Here is a 15,665-nt window from a genome sequence, read left to right as displayed (position 1 = left end):
ACATTAAACACAGCTAGGCATGAGCAAGTTATGGATATAAAAATATTAAAAAGCTTTATTACAGTCGCTAAATATAAAAGTTTTTCAGCGGCAGCGCGCGAGTTACATACCGTACAACCCGCGGTTAGCCGTCATATTTCGGCATTAGAGAATGAACTTGGCGTGAATTTGTTTAACCGTAACTCTCGAGAGGTAAGCATTACCGAGGCGGGCGAGCAATTATTAAAAGATGCTACGGCCATTTTATCTCTAACAGAGCATGCAAAAACACAAGTTAAACTTGCACATAATGGCCAAGTGGGGACTCTTAATATTGCTTATTTAGGCTCTGCCTGTTTATCGTTTATGGCGACTCTCGTTCATGCTTATCGCTCACAATTTCCGCAAGTGCATATCACCTTGTTTGAAATGACAGTAACCGAGCAGATTGAGGCTTTGACAGATGAGCGAATAGATGTTGCTTTTTCAAGGCCTTTACAGAATTCAATTAGTGACGAGTTTATTAGCCATAATATTTATATTGATAAACTCGTGGCCATTGTTAATACAAATCATCAGCTGGCAGATAAACAAACCATCAACTTAGCTCAGCTGAAAGACGAGCATTTTATACTGTTTAAGCGTGATGAGGCACTTGGGCTATTTGATGAAATCATCATACGGTGCAAACAAGCGGGTTTTTCGCCCAATATCATTAGCCAGCCGAGGCACATGCAAACATTAGTGACCGAAGTTGCTGCCGGTTTAGGTGTGGCTATCGGGCCTTACTGTATACGAAAATTATATAGCGAGGGCTGTCATTTTATGACTTTAGACCATGTTGATACGCAAATACCATTGCAGATTCAATATAAAAAGCACAATCATAGTGCGACAGTGCGAGCGTTTGCTGAGATTGCTTTAATGGCTACCAATGAAATACAGCACGATATGGCTAATTGAGCCACCTCAAGGTACTGTTATTAATTTTAATCAGCGCTATGAAAACTAATAAATTAATGGGCAAGTTATCTAAGCACAAGTAAAGTTACATTAACGTCAGCATTTTTCGCTATCCTATACGTCGTCAGTGCCTACTATCTTGCTATAGCTTAAAGTTATCAGGAATATAGTTTCTTTCGAGTTCTTTGGTGAGTAAAGAGCTCATCAGTGCTCGTAAAGATATCGGTTTAACTATTTTTCTTAGATAACCAATGTCGGCTTGTTGCGCCTGTGCTAAAACGCTTTCGTCGGTTGTGGCGGTGATTAAAATAGCCGGTAAAGGATAGTGGCTTTTGGCCCGCAAATATTTGATCAACTCGATACCATTGAAGTTCGCGATATCATGACGTTCGCTATTATTTTGCATCGGTTTGAAAGCCTGCTCGGTAGGCTGTACGTTGGTAGTATTTTCTGTGGCTAATTGATAATCAACTAAAACAATATCGATCGCTTCTTCGTGCTGTAGATAAATCTCAATGGCTTGTTCAGCACTGATAGCACTGTAAACCTTACATTTCCATGCTGACAATAAGTCATTCATTCCTGACAACACAGCAGCTTCATTATCAATACATAAAACACTAACGCCTTGTAAAGTGGTGCTTGCGCGTATTGGTTTAGCTTGTTGTCGTGGCGGTGCTGCTACTATTGGAACGCTGACGCTAAATAGACAGCCATGACCCGCTTTTGATGTTAAGCCCAGCTCATGATGTAAAATTTCAGCTAAACTTTGCGCAATATTCAAACCTAAGCCTAGCCCCTTAGGACCAACTAACTTTGTTGATAATTGCGTGAATTGTTCAAACACTTGTTGTTGTTTGTCTTCAGGTATACCAGGTCCGTTATCTAAAACTTGTAGGCAAAGATAGTTGCCTTGACGACGACAACCGAGCAGTACTTTTCCGTTGTTAGCATAGCGAAAGGCATTACTGAGAAAATTTTGAATAATGCGTGATAAGAGAGTGAAATCACTTCTGATATATAAGTTGCTAGAACAGCAATGAAAATCAATATGATAATCTTTGGTCAGTGCTGAGAACTCCGAATGCAGCATAGAAAACAGCCGTTCAACAGTAAAGGTCGACAAATCAGGGCTAATATTACCACTCTCAATACGTGCTATTTCATTTAAATCTAATAATAAATTATTAGCAATTTCCAGTGAAGTATCAATTTTTTTGATTTGCTCTCGTTCTTGTTTTGATACTTTAGAACTTAAACTGACCGCGGAAGAGAATAAGCGAGCGGCAGATAATGGCTGTAATAAATCATGGCTACAAGCCCGTAAATACTGGCTTTTTTTCAAGTGTGCCTGTTCTGCTTTTAACTGTGCATTGGCTAAGTCTTGGTTCGCTTTTTCCAGTTCAACGTTTGCTTGTTCTAGTTCTTTTGTTCGTGTTAACACTCGACTCTCAAGGTCAGTGTTTTCTTCTTTTAGGTATTTTTCTGCTCGACGATATTCGGTAATATCGGAAAAAATCATCACAAAGCCGCCACCAGGGATCGGGTTACCTTCAATGTTAATAATTTTACCATTTGAGAGTTTTCGTTCTGACTTATGTTTGCTGCCTGCTCGAATATATTGTAAACGCTTTTGTACCTGTGATTCGATGTCGTGTACATAACGTTTTTGATTATTAAGATTATATCGAATGAGTTGGCTAATAGGGCAGCCAATATAAATAAAGTCTTGTGGGTAATTAAAAATATCTAAGTACTGTTTATTCCAAGCAACTAAGTTTAAATTACCGTCAATAACCGAAATACCTTCGCTGGTGTTCTCAATTGCGCCTTGTAAAACCGAGCGACTAAATTCTAATTGTTGGGTCGAGTTGTCTTCGACAATTTTAACCACTTGATCAAAGGCGATATCACGTCCACCAACGGCAAATGAAATAACCAGTTTTGCTGAAGCTGAGCCCATCACACTGGCAAGAGTATGTTCAGCATGAAATATTAACGCTTCATTATAGCTTTTTTGTTTTTTATTTTTGTGTACGGAATTAAATGCTTCAAAACACTCTGCAGCTTTTTCTTGGCCAATAAAGCGCGCAACTAAATATTCTAACTCTCGAATGTCAATTCTTGGTTGTTTAGGTAAATGGGATTGCGGGCGTTTGTCTTGTTTGTAGAAAAATTTACTTTGCATTTCCTCGCGTATGCTTTGTCGAGTGAACAAAGAAACGATTACCAGCACGACTATGTTAATAAATAGGCCAAATAGCGTCATAACCGTAGTGGCGGCAAATGTTGAATTTGCTAATGGATGAGCATAAAAGCCTAATTGAGGTAATAAGTTAAATAAAATCCAAATAGAAAAACCACTGGTTATACCCCAAAGTACGCCTTTTTGTGTTGCTCGTCGCCAGAAAAAAGCCGCAACTAATGCCGGACCAATTTGGGCGATTGCGCCAAAAGCCACTTCACCCAAAGAAGAAAGCGTATCCGGTGGCGATAATAACAACATGCCGTAACTTAAGGTAATTACGGTGATGACTAAGGCTTTACGAATACGTAATAAACGAGATTGAAAGTGTAGAAAGTCATGTTGTTTTTGTGGTGATAACTTAAACATGAGCGGAAATACAATTTCGTTACTTAGCATCGTGCTTAGGGCAATTGTTGAAACAATTACCATCGAGCTTGCGGCAGAAACCGCGCCGAGAAAAGCAAATAATGACAACCACACTTGGCCATTGTAAGCAGGTAAAAATAAAACATAAGCGTCAGGCTCTAGAGATTGACCATAATTTAGTGTCCCGGCAAGTCCTATTGGGCCGGCAAAAAAAGCAAATACCAGAATATAAGCTGGCAGCCACCAACGGGCTAAATTACTATTTTTTTGCTCTTTAATTTCAACAAACATTACTTGAAATTGGCGAGGTAAGCAAAGGCAGGCTGACATCACAATAATGAGCAAACCAACCATGTTTATGAGATTGCTGCTCTCAAATTGCTGACTAAATGAAACATGACTTTGTGATAATCGCCAAATTTCGGCGGGGGAATCATAGATAAAAAATGAGACAAAAATGCCGACCATTAAAAAGGCAATAAGTTTGACAGCTGACTCGAACGCGATGGCGATCATCACCCCAGGATGTCGTTCGGTAACATCAATGGTTCTAATACCAAAAATAATAGTAAAACCAGCAAGAATAGTGCTGACAATCAAGCCTAATTGCCAAACCGGAAAGTCTTGATTTTGTTGTAATATTTTGTAGGAGTAAACAATAGCTTTGAGCTGTAGAGCGATATAGGGCAGGGTGCCAATAAGCGCTACCACCGTAACAATAAAGGCTAAGCTTTGCGACTTTCCAAAACGCGCAGAAAGTAAATCGGCAATAGACGTGATTTTGAGCTTTAAACAGGTTTTGATCATCCGTTGGATAAACGGCCAAGCAAAAACAAACAGTAATATCGGGCCTAAATACACCGAAATGTAGGTAAATGAGCCCTTAGCTGCTTGTGCCGAGGTGCCTAAAAATCCCCATGACGTACAGTAAACCCCAAGTGAAAGGGCATAGATAACGGCATGCTGTTTCTCAACTAATTTATGACGATATTTACCACCTAAATAAGCAATAAGAAAGAGTAAAATTATGTAGCCAATACTGACACTTACCAGTAACCAATTAGAAAACATATTACCCTTGCAACTACGCCAATTTCATTCACTTTAACCTGAATTAATTCAGGTTAAAACTGCTATTTTTCTTCATCTTAGCGCTTGCCATTTTTCGTCACAAGTCAAACAACATAGCACTAGACTAAAGGACTAAGTGGAAGGTGCTAAGCCTTATTTCCAATTGTTGATTTTTTCGACGTGTCTAATATTGAACGAACAAAAAATACAAGGGGGATTAGCTAGATGTTTAACTCAAACTATAAAAAATTATTACTCGCATCTTCGTTTATGGCGGCAACAAGTTCTGCAATTGCTGGTTATGAAATTGACGTAACAGACAATGATAAATTAACTTTTGGCGGTTATATCAAAATTGATGCTCGCTATGTTGATGGTGATGTTGCCTATAAAGATTTCTGGATCGGTGATGGTGCCGCGCTTTCGCAAGATGCCTCACAATTTAAGATTTTTGCTAATGAAACACGCTTTAACACTAAATATGTTCATGGCGACGTCATGGGCTTTATTGAAATGGATTTTTGGGGCGGTGGTGGTAATGAAATAGTGTCTAACTCAGCAAATCCTCGTATTCGTCATGCCTTCGTTAAATACAAAGATTTAACCGTCGGTCAAACATGGTCCACTTTTATGAATACCAGTGCTATTCCTGAGTCAGCAGATTTTGCTGGTGCGACAACCGGCTTAGTTTTTATTCGTCAAGGTCAAGTACGTTATAACGTTGGCGATTTTCAAGTGTCGTTAGAAAACCCTGAAAGTTGGGGCGGCGATACTGCAAATGATAGCGTGCCTGACGTTATTGCACGATATAACTTTAAAGGTGACTGGGGCAGTGTGTCTGTATCGGGTTTAGCTCGACAGTTAAATACCACATTAGGTAACAGTGAATCGGCATTTGGCGCTTCAGTTGCTGGTCGCATTAAAACGGGCGACAAAGATGATATTCGCTTTCAATTCCATCAGGGGGAATTAGGCCGTTATGTTGGTGTTGCGGCAGTAAAAGATCTTTATGATGAAGAAGTTGAAGATGTCACCTCAGTGCTAGTAGCTTACCGTCACTTTTGGAATGAAACACTACGTTCAACGGTATTGTACGGCAAAGTTGAAGGTGATGTTTCTGACCGAGAACGTACACAATGGGGAGTTAATTTATTTCAAGACTTAACCAAAGAACTCGCTGTTGGTATCGAAGTGGGTAACTTTTCCATTGATGAGTTAGATAAAGACTCTAACTATGTGCAAGCAACTATGCGATACATGCTGTAATTTTTTATCCCGTTCTACTGCTTGAAGCTCACGTAACTTTCCTAATCGTTGTTACGTTTTGGGAGGGGGCTTGCCCCCTCTCTTTTTTGAAGCGTTAGTCGCAATAGAATTTTATTCCCCCACTTGAATTTAGGAGGTTGAGTATGACTGCGTCGATACTCAATATAGAGCAAATATCGCTCGCGTTTGGCGGTGTTAAAGCCTTAACCGATGTTAGCTTTTCAGTAAAAAAAGGCTCAGTGTTTTCTATTATCGGGCCCAATGGTGCGGGCAAAACCTCAATGCTTAATTGCATTTCTGGCCGTTATCAACCGAACAGTGGCAATATCAGCTTTGATGGTAAGAACGTCACGGGTTTACGTCCCAATGACCGAGCAGATCTTGGTATGGGCCGTACTTTTCAAAATTTAGCTTTGTTTGGCCATATGTCAGTGCTCGATAATATTATGGTTGGACGTCATCATCTACTAAAAAATAACTGGCTTACCGGGCCATTATATTGGGCATCTGGCGCACAAAAAGAAGAACTAGAACATCGTCGAAAAGTGGAAGAAGTTATTGACTTTTTAGAAATTTCCCATATTCGAAAATCTATCGCCGGTACCTTATCTTATGGTCTGCGCAAACGTGTCGAACTAGCACGGGCAATGGCATTAAACCCTAAGTTAATTCTTCTTGATGAACCTATGGCCGGAATGAACTTAGAAGAGAAAGAGGATATGGCGAGATATATTCTTGATTTAAATGAAGAGTTTGGTATTACCGTAGTCATGATTGAGCATGATATGGGTGTGGTCATGGATATTTCTCATGAAGTGATGGTACTCGATTTTGGTAGAAAACTGATTTGTGGTTTACCTGAAGAAGTGATGGCTGATCCTTATGTTAAGCGAGCTTATTTAGGGCTTGAAGAAGGCGAAGAGGATGAGGAAGCTTCAGTAGAGCAACAAACTAAGTCAGAGGAGGTAAGCTAATGGTTGCCATGGCCCAAACGAATAAAGACTTTGAAATGGGAGCGTTGAACACTTTCCCGAAAATTTTACAACACAACGCAAATAATTGGCCAAATGATATTGCGATGCGCGAAAAAGAATTTGGCATTTGGAACGAGTTTACTTGGACTGACTATAACGATCGAGTGAAATGGTTGAGCCTAGGGCTCTTGGATATGGGCGTTAGCCAAGGTGATGCTATTGCCTTACTCGGTGATAATCGCCCAGAATGGATTTGGGGCGAAGTGGCCGCCCATGCAATGCGTTGTTATTCCATTGGTATCTATCAAGACTCTATGCATGAAGAAGTTGTTTATTTGCTTGAGAGTAGTGGAGCAACGGTTGTTGTTGCAGAAAACGAAGAGCAATGCGACAAGCTACTTGAACTGGCTAATGATATTCCAAACGTTAAGTTTATTGTTTATTGTGATCCAAGAGGCATGCGTAAATATTCAGATGCGAGATTGGTTGATATTAATGCGGTTTATCAATTAGGTCAGAAGATAGACAAAGAAAATCCACAACGTTATAAACAACTAACTGAAGCAACAACGCCCGGAGATATCTCGATTTATTGTACGACTTCAGGAACAACATCTAAGCCTAAAATTGCCCTACTAAATGGTGGCGATTTTGTTAAGCACTGTAGTTCATACCTCAGAGCCGATCCCAGAGAGCCCGGTGATAACTATGTTTCTGTCCTGCCATTGCCTTGGATCATGGAGCAGGTGTACGCGTTAGGGCAAGCCCTAATTGCCCGTCAAATTGTCAATTTTGTTGAAGAACAAGAAACCCTAATGTCAGATTTACGTGAAATAGGGCCAAGTTTTGTGCTATTGGCACCACGTGTTTGGGAAGGTATTTTAGCTGATGTGCAAGCACGAATGATGGACTCAACGCCACTGAAACGCAAACTCTACAATTATGCCATGACACTTGCTGAAAAAAACCAAGCACAAGGTAAAAAATCATGGTTTGCTGAAGTGTTATTAATGAAAGCGTTACGAGATCGTCTCGGCTTTTCATTTTTAAAATCAGCAGCTACAGGTGGTGCGGCAATGGGCCCAGATACCTTTAAATTTTTCCAAACCATTGGTGTACCTTTACGTCAACTGTATGGTCAAACAGAAATGTGTGGCGCTTATACTATTCACCATGAAGATGATGTTGATTATGACAGTGTCGGTGTTGCCTTTGATAGTGCTGAAATTAAGGTGATTAATACCGATGAAGCTGGCGTAGGCGAGATTATTGCTCGAACGGTTGGTATGTTTACCGGCTACTTAAATAATCAGCAAGCCTATGACGACGATGTTATTGATGGCTGGATGCAAACTGGTGATGCCGGTTACTTTAAACCCTCAGGACACTTAGTGGTTATTGATCGCATTAAAGATCTTGCTTGTACCAGTAATGGCGCCCAGTACTCACCACAATATATTGAAAATAAACTTAAATTTTCATCTTTTATTGGTGAAGCGGTGATTTTAGGTAAAGACAAACCTTACTTGTCGGCGATTATTTGTATTCGTTTTAGCATTGTCGCTAAGTGGGCTGAACAAAGTGGTTATGCTTTTACTAACTATACCAACTTGTCTACGTTACCAGAGGTTTATGCCAAGCTCGCGGAAGAAATATCACGAGTTAATGAGTCATTACCTGAGTCGCAAAAAATTCATAAATTCTTACTGCTTTATAAAGAGTTAGATGCTGATGATGGCGAACTAACTCGTACGCGTAAAGTACGTCGTGGTGTTATTGCTGATAAATATGGCGACATTATTTCAGCTATTTATGACAACAAAGATGTGGTTGATATTGATACCACGGTTGTTTTCCAAGATGGCACCAAAACCCGTATTCAAACCCAGCTTAAAGTAACGTCACTTATTGCTAACGAGCAATCGAGTAAAGCCGCTATTGAACAAGCAAATATAGAACGGAGAGCATCATGAATTTTGAGCTATTAACGCAACTAATTATTAATGGGCTTATTGTTGGCTTATTGTACGGCGTAGTCGGCATGTGTTTTGTCTTAGTTTATAAATCTACCCAAATTGTAAACTTTGCTCAAGGTGAGTTTCTCTTGATTGGTGCCTGGGTATGTTGGGCATTATTAATTTATTTAGAGCTGCCCTTTATTGTCGGGTTTCTACTGACCATGGCCTTTATGGCGGTATTCGGCGTTATGCTGCAAATGATTGTCTTACGGCCGATGATTGGTGAGCCTATTATATCGGTGATTATGGTGACTATCGGTCTATCGATATTTTTCCAAGCGCTGATGAAATGGATATTTGGTGTTTCAGCACAAAGTTTTCCAAAAGTGTTTGAAATTGAAAGTATTGAAATCTTAGGTTTGCATATTGAAACGGCGTACTTAATGAGTACGGTGATAGCCCTGATTATTATGGTGGCATTCTACCTGTTCTTTAAACACTCAAAGTATGGTTTAGCGATGCGAGCTACCGCTTTTGATCAGCAAATAGCCCAAAGTTTGGGCATATCCGTTAAGCAAGTATTTGCCATGAGCTGGGGTATCGCTGCCACGGTTTCAGCAACAGCCGGTGTGGTTATTGCCATGGTTAGTGGGGTATCAAACTCATTATCTATGATTGGCATTAAAGTGTTCCCGGCGGTTATTCTCGGCGGTTTAGATTCCATTATCGGCGCTATTGTTGGTGGCTTAATTATTGGCGTACTAGAAAATGTCGCTGAATTTTTTGACAGCCAATACCTTCATATCGGCAACATGTATGACATAGCCCCGTTTTACGTTTTACTTATTATTCTTTGGTTCAAACCGTATGGTTTATTTGGCACCAAAGATATTGAACGAATTTAACCTTTCGCCATTGTAATGAAAATATTGTAGTCAATATATAGCGTGCTACTCACAACGCCGTAGCGCCGATTTACAGCGAATAACATCGAGTTTTTAGGAGTTAATTATGTCGAGTTTAACGATGCGACCGTGCGGCGATTTCCGCACGAGCTATAAACAAGATAACACCATTTTTGAAACCAGAACCATCAGAAATATGGCGATTCTTGCTATCGCATTCTTATGTGCAGCACCTTATTTGGTCGATGCTTATTACTTAACGTTATTTATTCAAATATCGTATTTAGGTATAGCAGCCTTAGGTTTAAATATTTTAGTTGGCTATACCGGGCAAATATCCTTGGGTCACGGGGCGTTCTTCGGTTTTGGTGCTTTTGCTTCAGCCTGGATGAATGTTTCATTTGGTATACCGGTAGTATTCTGTATTCCACTGGCAGGGTTTTTAACCATGGGCGTTGGCATGGTGTTTGGCTTACCTGCATCACGTATTAAGGGCTTGTATTTAGCGATAGCGACATTAGCGGCGCAATTTATTCTAGAAGACTTTTTTGCTCGTGCTGATTGGTTCTCTGGTGGCTCAGCGGGCTCATCAGCAGATCCTATTAGCCTGTTTGGTTTTGCTTTCGACACGGATGAAAGCTTCTTTTATGTTGCATTGTTTGCCTTAGTATTTATGTATATCTGGGGTTGTAACTTAATGCGTAGCCGTGAAGGTAGAGCATTTATCGCGGTGCGAGATCATTACCTTTCAGCTGAAATTATGGGCATTAAATTAAACAAATACCGTTTATTGTCGTTCGGTGTTTCGTCTTTTTATGCTGGTATTGGTGGTGCTTTATATGCTCACTATTTAGGTTACGTTTCTGCCGAAGGCTTCACACTTTTCATGTCGATTCAATTTCTCGCCATGATCATTATTGGTGGCTTAGGCTCAGTCAAAGGTACCTTGATGGGCGTAGTGTTTATGGTGTTTTTACCTGAAGTGCTTGAAGGCGGTGTCGGCTTAATGAAAATGACCGAGTGGGGCAATATTCCTATGGTGGTTGATGGTCTAGCTTACATTAAAGAAATGGCGATAGGTTTAGTCATTATTTTATTTCTAATCTTCGAACCAGAAGGTATGGCGCATCGTTGGGCACAAATTAAAAATTATTGGAAATTCTATCCATTTTCATACTAATTTACTGAAATTAAACAATATATAAATATAAACAGATAATAATTATTACAACAAATCATTGGCAATATAGCCATTAAAAGAAGAAGGAAATAGTCATGCAACATAAAGCAAAATTAAGTTCTCTATTCGTATGCTGTGCTTTGGGGATGAGCACTCAGCTATTAGCACAAGATAGTGTGTTTGTCGGGCATTTGGCCGATATGTCAGGACCCACAGCCTTTGTTGGTAAAAACTATGCTGATGGCGTACGAGATTCACTCGCTTATATTAATGCTAACGGTGGTATCAAAGGCACAACGTTAGAATATGAAACAATTGACTATGCCTATAAAGTTCCACAAGCCATCGCATCATATAAAAAATGGCATTCACGTAAAAAGATGGTCGCGATGCAAGGTTGGGGCACCGCTGATACTGAAGCGCTTATTTCATTTGTTGCAAAGGACAAAGTACCGGTTTTTTCTGCATCATATTCAGGGCATTTAACGGATCCAACGGGCAAGAATCCACACACCAAAAAGCCAGCGCCATATAATTTCTTTTATGGTGCATCATACTCAGACGCTTGTCGTGGTTTAGTGCAATGGGCGGCGCAAGATTGGCAAGATAAAGGCGGTAAAGGTAAACCTAAATTTACCCATATCGGTGCCAATCACCCATTTCCTAATGCCCCGAAAGAAGCCTGTGCGGAATATGCCACAGAGTTAGGTTTTGAGGTACAACCCGCGGTGGTTGTTTCAATGAAACCAGGTGATTTTAAAGCACAATGTTTAAGCTTGAAAAGTTCAGGTTCAAATTATGGTTATATCGGTAACTTAGGTGGCTCGGTATTATCACTCGTGAAATCATGTAATACCGTCGGCACTGATATTCAATTTATGTCAAACATTTGGGGCGGCGATAAGAAAATATTTAGCGCGGCAGGCGAAGGCATAAAAGATTATGTTTTCCCAACCATGACACCGTTTTGGACTGATGATGTACCGGGTATGAAGTTGGTACGCGAAATTTCTAAGCAATCGGATGAGTCAGGTACAGAAGTACGTGTACATCACTATATTCGAGGTGTCTGCTCTACTTTCTTCATGAAAGAAGCCATGGAGTGGGCAAAAGACAACGGTGGTATTACCGGTGAGAACATCAAAAAAGGCATGTATGCTTATAAAGACTGGGTGCCAAAAGGGCTTGAGGGGGTTTGTTTAGCGGCCAACTGGAGTAATGACGATCATCGTGGTATTAACCAAGTCAACATCTATAAAGGTAACTATAACGGTGGCGATATTGCCGTTGAGAAAGTGTCACAAGTAACCTTGAAACGTCGCGATGACTGGTTAGGTTATTAATACTAACTCGTAAAATGACAAGTTACTGGGTAAAAAATGCTTTGCTCAGTAACCTTTTAGTGATTAATAAATTTAGTCGTAAAGCATAATTTATCCGGAGTATGTATGTCACAAGCAGCGATAAAACTACAAACTGCATCACCAATATTAACAGTAAACAATATTGAAGTCGTTTATGACGAAGTCATACAGGTACTTCGTGGCGTTAGTTTAGATGTCCCAGAAGGCGAAGTTGTCACCTTATTAGGGCCTAATGGTGCGGGCAAATCGACGACGCTAAAAGCAATTTCAGGCTTATTGAAAACTGAAAATGGCGAAGTTACTAAAGGTGATATTACCTTTATGGGTGAACGTATCGATAGTAAAAATGCCGAAGATGTTGTTCGTAGTGGGCTTTTTCAGGTCATGGAAGGTCGCCGAATTATCGAAGATATGACCTCATTAGAAAACTTAAAGTTGGGGGCTTATACCCGTAAAGACTCGCAAATAAATCAAGATATAGAAATGGTTTATCACTACTTTCCGCGTTTAAAAGAACGTACAGGTTTAGCCGGTTATTTGTCAGGTGGAGAGCAGCAAATGCTTGCTATTGGTCGAGCACTAATGGCACGACCTAAAATGATTTGTTTAGATGAACCGTCAATGGGGTTGTCACCGTTATTGGTTAAAGAGGTTTTTGGTATTATTAAAAAAATCAATCAAGATCAGGGTATTACCATGCTGTTGGTTGAGCAAAATGCTAACTATGCTTTAAGAGCTGCAAATTACGGCTACATTATGGAGTCGGGTAAGGTGGTGCTTGATGGCACACAAGAGCAGTTACTGAATAACGAAGATGTGAAAGAGTTTTACCTTGGTGGCGGTAATGAAGAACGTAAAAGCTTTAAAGGTTTGAAGTCTTATAAGCGTCGTAAGCGTTGGTTGTAAGCGCTTCAAGTTATGTAATTCAGCACTAATATTTATCTTTTCAGCGTGTTTCTGCCGACGAGATATTATCAGGTAGGTATTGAGCGCCATATGAATAGCCTTTGTTAGGGCTATTTACTGATTTTACCCCTTATTAATTAAAATCAATCATCAGCAATTTTCAACACAAATTTGAGCTATTATGACGACATATTATCAGCCAGACGAACATCAACTTTGCCAAGACCGAGAGCAGTCATTGTTTTCTCGATTACCGACATTTATTGCTAATGCGCAGCGCCATAGCCCTTATTATCAAAAGCTACTTGCCAATATTAATGCCAGCACAATTAACTCAAGAGTTGAGCTTGCACAATTGCCTATCACGCGAAAATCAGATCTCATTGCTTTGCAAAAGCGTCAACCACCATTGGCCGGTATCAATACCAGTAATGGGCAGGTTAGCCGAATTTTTCAATCGCCGGGACCGATTTATGATCCGGAAAGTTGCCAAGATGATTGGTGGCGTATGGGGCAAGCTTTTTATGCTGCCGGCTTTGTCGCTGGAGATTTAGTGCAAAACTGCTTATCGTATCATTTAACCCCCGGTGGTTTTATTCTTGACTCTGGCGCACGAGCCTGTGGTTGTATTGTTATTCCAGCCGGGCCCGGACAAACTGAGCAGCAACTTGATATAATTGAAGATCTAAAACCTCAAGGCTATTGTGGTACACCATCGTTTTTAAATATATTAATCAATAAAGCAAAGGCGCAAAATCGCGACATTAGCAGCCTTAAAAAGGCGTTAGTGACGGGCGAAGCTTTACCAAAAGCTTTACGTGATGAGTTTACTCAGGCCGGAATTAATGTCTTACAAGCTTATGCCAGTGCCGATGTTGGTTTGATTGGCTATGAAAGTGTCGCGGATGAAGGATTAATTATTTCAGAAAACATTATTGTTGAAATTGTCCGACCCGGCAGCCTAGAGCCTGTAGCAGATGGCGAAATAGGTGAGGTAGTAGTAACCAGCTTTAATGCAGATTATCCTTTAATTCGCTTTGCGACCGGGGATTTATCTGCACTTAAGCCAGGGCAAAGTGCTTGTGGTCGCAGCAATATGCGTATTAAGGGCTGGTTAGGGCGCGCAGATCAGACGACAAAAGTAAAAGGTATGTTTGTGCATCCTGAGCAAATTGAACGGGTTCGTTTAAGCACGAATTATTGCCCGAAAGTACGTTTAACGGTTACTCAGCAAGACCATCAAGATAAAATGCACTTACAGTGTGAGTTTGATGATAACAACCTTGTTGATACTGAATTATTACTCAGCCAACTTAGCAATGACTTAAAAAAATTAACAAAGCTTAATGGTAGTGTTGAACTTGTGGCTTTAGATAGCTTACCTGATGATGGTAAAGTTATTGATGATAAACGAGTTGTTGTATAATTATTGCTAAGCTATACCTTAGCAATGGCATAATGAGCCACCAATATATAATAGGAGTTATCCGTGAACAACATTGCTTTTCAAGACTGTTATCCAGAGGAACTTAGCCATTGTTATGGTTGTGGTAAAAATAATCATGATGGTCATCAACTAAAAAGTTATTGGCATACCGAGCAAGGAAAACTGAGTGAACAAGTGGCTGAACAAACTATTGCTCACTTTATGCCTGAGCCTTGTCATACCGCTATTCCTGGTTTTGTTTACGGTGGTTTAATTGCGTCATTAATTGATTGCCATGGTACGGGTAGCGCTGCTGCTATGGCCTATCGTCAAGCCGAACGTGCTATGGGCACCTTGCCTGCATTACGTTTTGTAACGGCAGCATTAAATGTTAGTTACTTAGCTCCAACTCCGATGGGCGTTGAACTGGAACTTATCGGTCGCTTTATTGAAGTTAAAGCTAAAAAAGTGGTGGTAGAGATAATCGTATCGGCAAACAAGGTTGTTTGCGCTAAAGGCACGGTTGTGGCAGTGAAAATGCCCGACTCTATGAGCCCGACCTAGCAGCCAATCCGATTGTATCATGGCTATAATATGCTGATAAAATAAATATCACCTGTCTGAGATCAAAGTAAAATCTTAAGGATACTGTAACACTAGCTTTAAAGTGCAATTGAGTTATTAAACGTGCAGTTATAAAGAGGTTACATGTGGTATTTATATTTAGGTTATATTCTCGCACAGTCATATGCCGTCATTGAAAAACTGATCTTTTCCAGTATTACGCCTTTAGCGATGTTTTTTTCGGTAGTGGTGTTTTTTATTTGGTCGACATTTCCCGTTGCTGGTTATTTGTTGGCAAAAATATGCCGAGCGCCAGGGCATTTAAATAACAAGGTGTTGTTAGGCTGTGGCTTTGTGCTAGGTTTTGTGGAAAATATTTTATTTCACTTTAATTTATTAACTTATGGTCAGGAAACCTTAGGGACATTTATTGTTTTTTGTTTGTCTTTTATCTTGGCTTATATCTCGTTCAACAAATCATATCAGCCGGCGTAG

The 15,665-nt window shown here is 40.1% G+C and carries 12 protein-coding genes; 11 read left to right on the top strand and 1 reads right to left on the bottom strand.

Going from position 1 to position 15,665, the window contains the following annotated elements:
• Positions 1–30: 30 nt before the first annotated feature.
• The gene (locus FGD67_RS05235; protein ID WP_257174002.1) at positions 31–942 is read left to right on the top strand and encodes a LysR family transcriptional regulator; all 912 of its coding nucleotides are present in this window, start codon (positions 31–33) and stop codon (positions 940–942) included.
• Positions 943–1,084: 142 nt separating this feature from the next.
• On the opposite strand, the gene FGD67_RS05230 is transcribed toward FGD67_RS05235, so the two are convergent.
• Positions 1,085–4,627, bottom strand: a complete 3,543-nt coding sequence (locus FGD67_RS05230) for a PAS domain-containing hybrid sensor histidine kinase/response regulator (RefSeq protein ID WP_257174001.1) — start codon at positions 4,625–4,627, stop codon at positions 1,085–1,087.
• Between the two features lie 225 nt (positions 4,628–4,852).
• Between FGD67_RS05230 and FGD67_RS05225 the strand changes: the two genes are divergently transcribed.
• The 10 genes from FGD67_RS05225 (at position 4,853) to FGD67_RS05180 (ending at position 15,665) form a co-directional block, all read left to right on the top strand.
• Positions 4,853–5,893, top strand: a complete 1,041-nt coding sequence (locus FGD67_RS05225) for a DcaP family trimeric outer membrane transporter (protein WP_257174000.1) — start codon at positions 4,853–4,855, stop codon at positions 5,891–5,893.
• Positions 5,894–6,036: 143 nt separating this feature from the next.
• The gene (locus FGD67_RS05220; RefSeq protein ID WP_257173999.1) at positions 6,037–6,867 is read left to right on the top strand and encodes an ABC transporter ATP-binding protein; all 831 of its coding nucleotides are present in this window, start codon (positions 6,037–6,039) and stop codon (positions 6,865–6,867) included.
• A complete protein-coding gene (locus tag FGD67_RS05215) occupies positions 6,867–8,840 on the top strand; it encodes a long-chain fatty acid--CoA ligase (protein ID WP_257173998.1) in 1,974 nt (657 codons plus the stop codon). The genes FGD67_RS05220 and FGD67_RS05215 overlap by 1 nt, the downstream gene beginning before the upstream one ends.
• Entirely contained in the window at positions 8,837–9,730 is an 894-nt protein-coding gene (locus FGD67_RS05210) for a branched-chain amino acid ABC transporter permease (protein ID WP_257173997.1), read from the top strand. Before FGD67_RS05215 ends, FGD67_RS05210 begins: the two co-directional genes overlap by 4 nt.
• Positions 9,731–9,836: 106 nt before the next feature.
• Positions 9,837–10,910, top strand: a complete 1,074-nt coding sequence (locus FGD67_RS05205; RefSeq protein WP_257173996.1) for a branched-chain amino acid ABC transporter permease — start codon at positions 9,837–9,839, stop codon at positions 10,908–10,910.
• A gap of 95 nt (positions 10,911–11,005) precedes the next feature.
• The gene (locus FGD67_RS05200; protein ID WP_257173995.1) at positions 11,006–12,253 is read left to right on the top strand and encodes an ABC transporter substrate-binding protein; all 1,248 of its coding nucleotides are present in this window, start codon (positions 11,006–11,008) and stop codon (positions 12,251–12,253) included.
• Positions 12,254–12,358: 105 nt separating this feature from the next.
• Positions 12,359–13,180: an ABC transporter ATP-binding protein gene (locus FGD67_RS05195; RefSeq protein ID WP_257173994.1), complete on the top strand. Its 822-nt coding sequence runs from the start codon at positions 12,359–12,361 to the stop codon at positions 13,178–13,180.
• A gap of 181 nt (positions 13,181–13,361) precedes the next feature.
• The gene (locus FGD67_RS05190; protein WP_257173993.1) at positions 13,362–14,606 is read left to right on the top strand and encodes a phenylacetate--CoA ligase family protein; all 1,245 of its coding nucleotides are present in this window, start codon (positions 13,362–13,364) and stop codon (positions 14,604–14,606) included.
• A 63-nt stretch (positions 14,607–14,669) separates the two neighbouring features.
• Entirely contained in the window at positions 14,670–15,170 is a 501-nt protein-coding gene (locus FGD67_RS05185; protein WP_257173992.1) for a PaaI family thioesterase, read from the top strand.
• A gap of 144 nt (positions 15,171–15,314) precedes the next feature.
• The gene (locus tag FGD67_RS05180) at positions 15,315–15,665 is read left to right on the top strand and encodes a hypothetical protein (protein ID WP_257173991.1); all 351 of its coding nucleotides are present in this window, start codon (positions 15,315–15,317) and stop codon (positions 15,663–15,665) included.

Origin of the sequence: Colwellia sp. M166 (genome assembly GCF_024585285.1) — a bacterium.
Taxonomy (GTDB): domain Bacteria; phylum Pseudomonadota; class Gammaproteobacteria; order Enterobacterales; family Alteromonadaceae; genus Cognaticolwellia.
The sequence above is the reverse complement of the archived record's forward strand: the minus strand, read 5'-3'. Positions and strand labels throughout refer to the sequence as shown.

Bases quoted from the DNA above. Each gene is read 5' to 3' on its own strand.
- FGD67_RS05235 (WP_257174002.1), top strand. From the start codon at position 31: ATGGATATAAAAATATTAAAAAGCTTTATTACAGTCGCTAAATATAAA.
- FGD67_RS05230 (WP_257174001.1), bottom strand. From the start codon at position 4,627: ATGTTTTCTAATTGGTTACTGGTAAGTGTCAGTATTGGCTACATAATT.
- FGD67_RS05225 (WP_257174000.1), top strand. From the start codon at position 4,853: ATGTTTAACTCAAACTATAAAAAATTATTACTCGCATCTTCGTTTATG.
- FGD67_RS05220 (WP_257173999.1), top strand. From the start codon at position 6,037: ATGACTGCGTCGATACTCAATATAGAGCAAATATCGCTCGCGTTTGGC.
- FGD67_RS05215 (WP_257173998.1), top strand. From the start codon at position 6,867: ATGGTTGCCATGGCCCAAACGAATAAAGACTTTGAAATGGGAGCGTTG.
- FGD67_RS05210 (WP_257173997.1), top strand. From the start codon at position 8,837: ATGAATTTTGAGCTATTAACGCAACTAATTATTAATGGGCTTATTGTT.
- FGD67_RS05205 (WP_257173996.1), top strand. From the start codon at position 9,837: ATGTCGAGTTTAACGATGCGACCGTGCGGCGATTTCCGCACGAGCTAT.
- FGD67_RS05200 (WP_257173995.1), top strand. From the start codon at position 11,006: ATGCAACATAAAGCAAAATTAAGTTCTCTATTCGTATGCTGTGCTTTG.
- FGD67_RS05195 (WP_257173994.1), top strand. From the start codon at position 12,359: ATGTCACAAGCAGCGATAAAACTACAAACTGCATCACCAATATTAACA.
- FGD67_RS05190 (WP_257173993.1), top strand. From the start codon at position 13,362: ATGACGACATATTATCAGCCAGACGAACATCAACTTTGCCAAGACCGA.
- FGD67_RS05180 (WP_257173991.1), top strand. From the start codon at position 15,315: ATGTGGTATTTATATTTAGGTTATATTCTCGCACAGTCATATGCCGTC.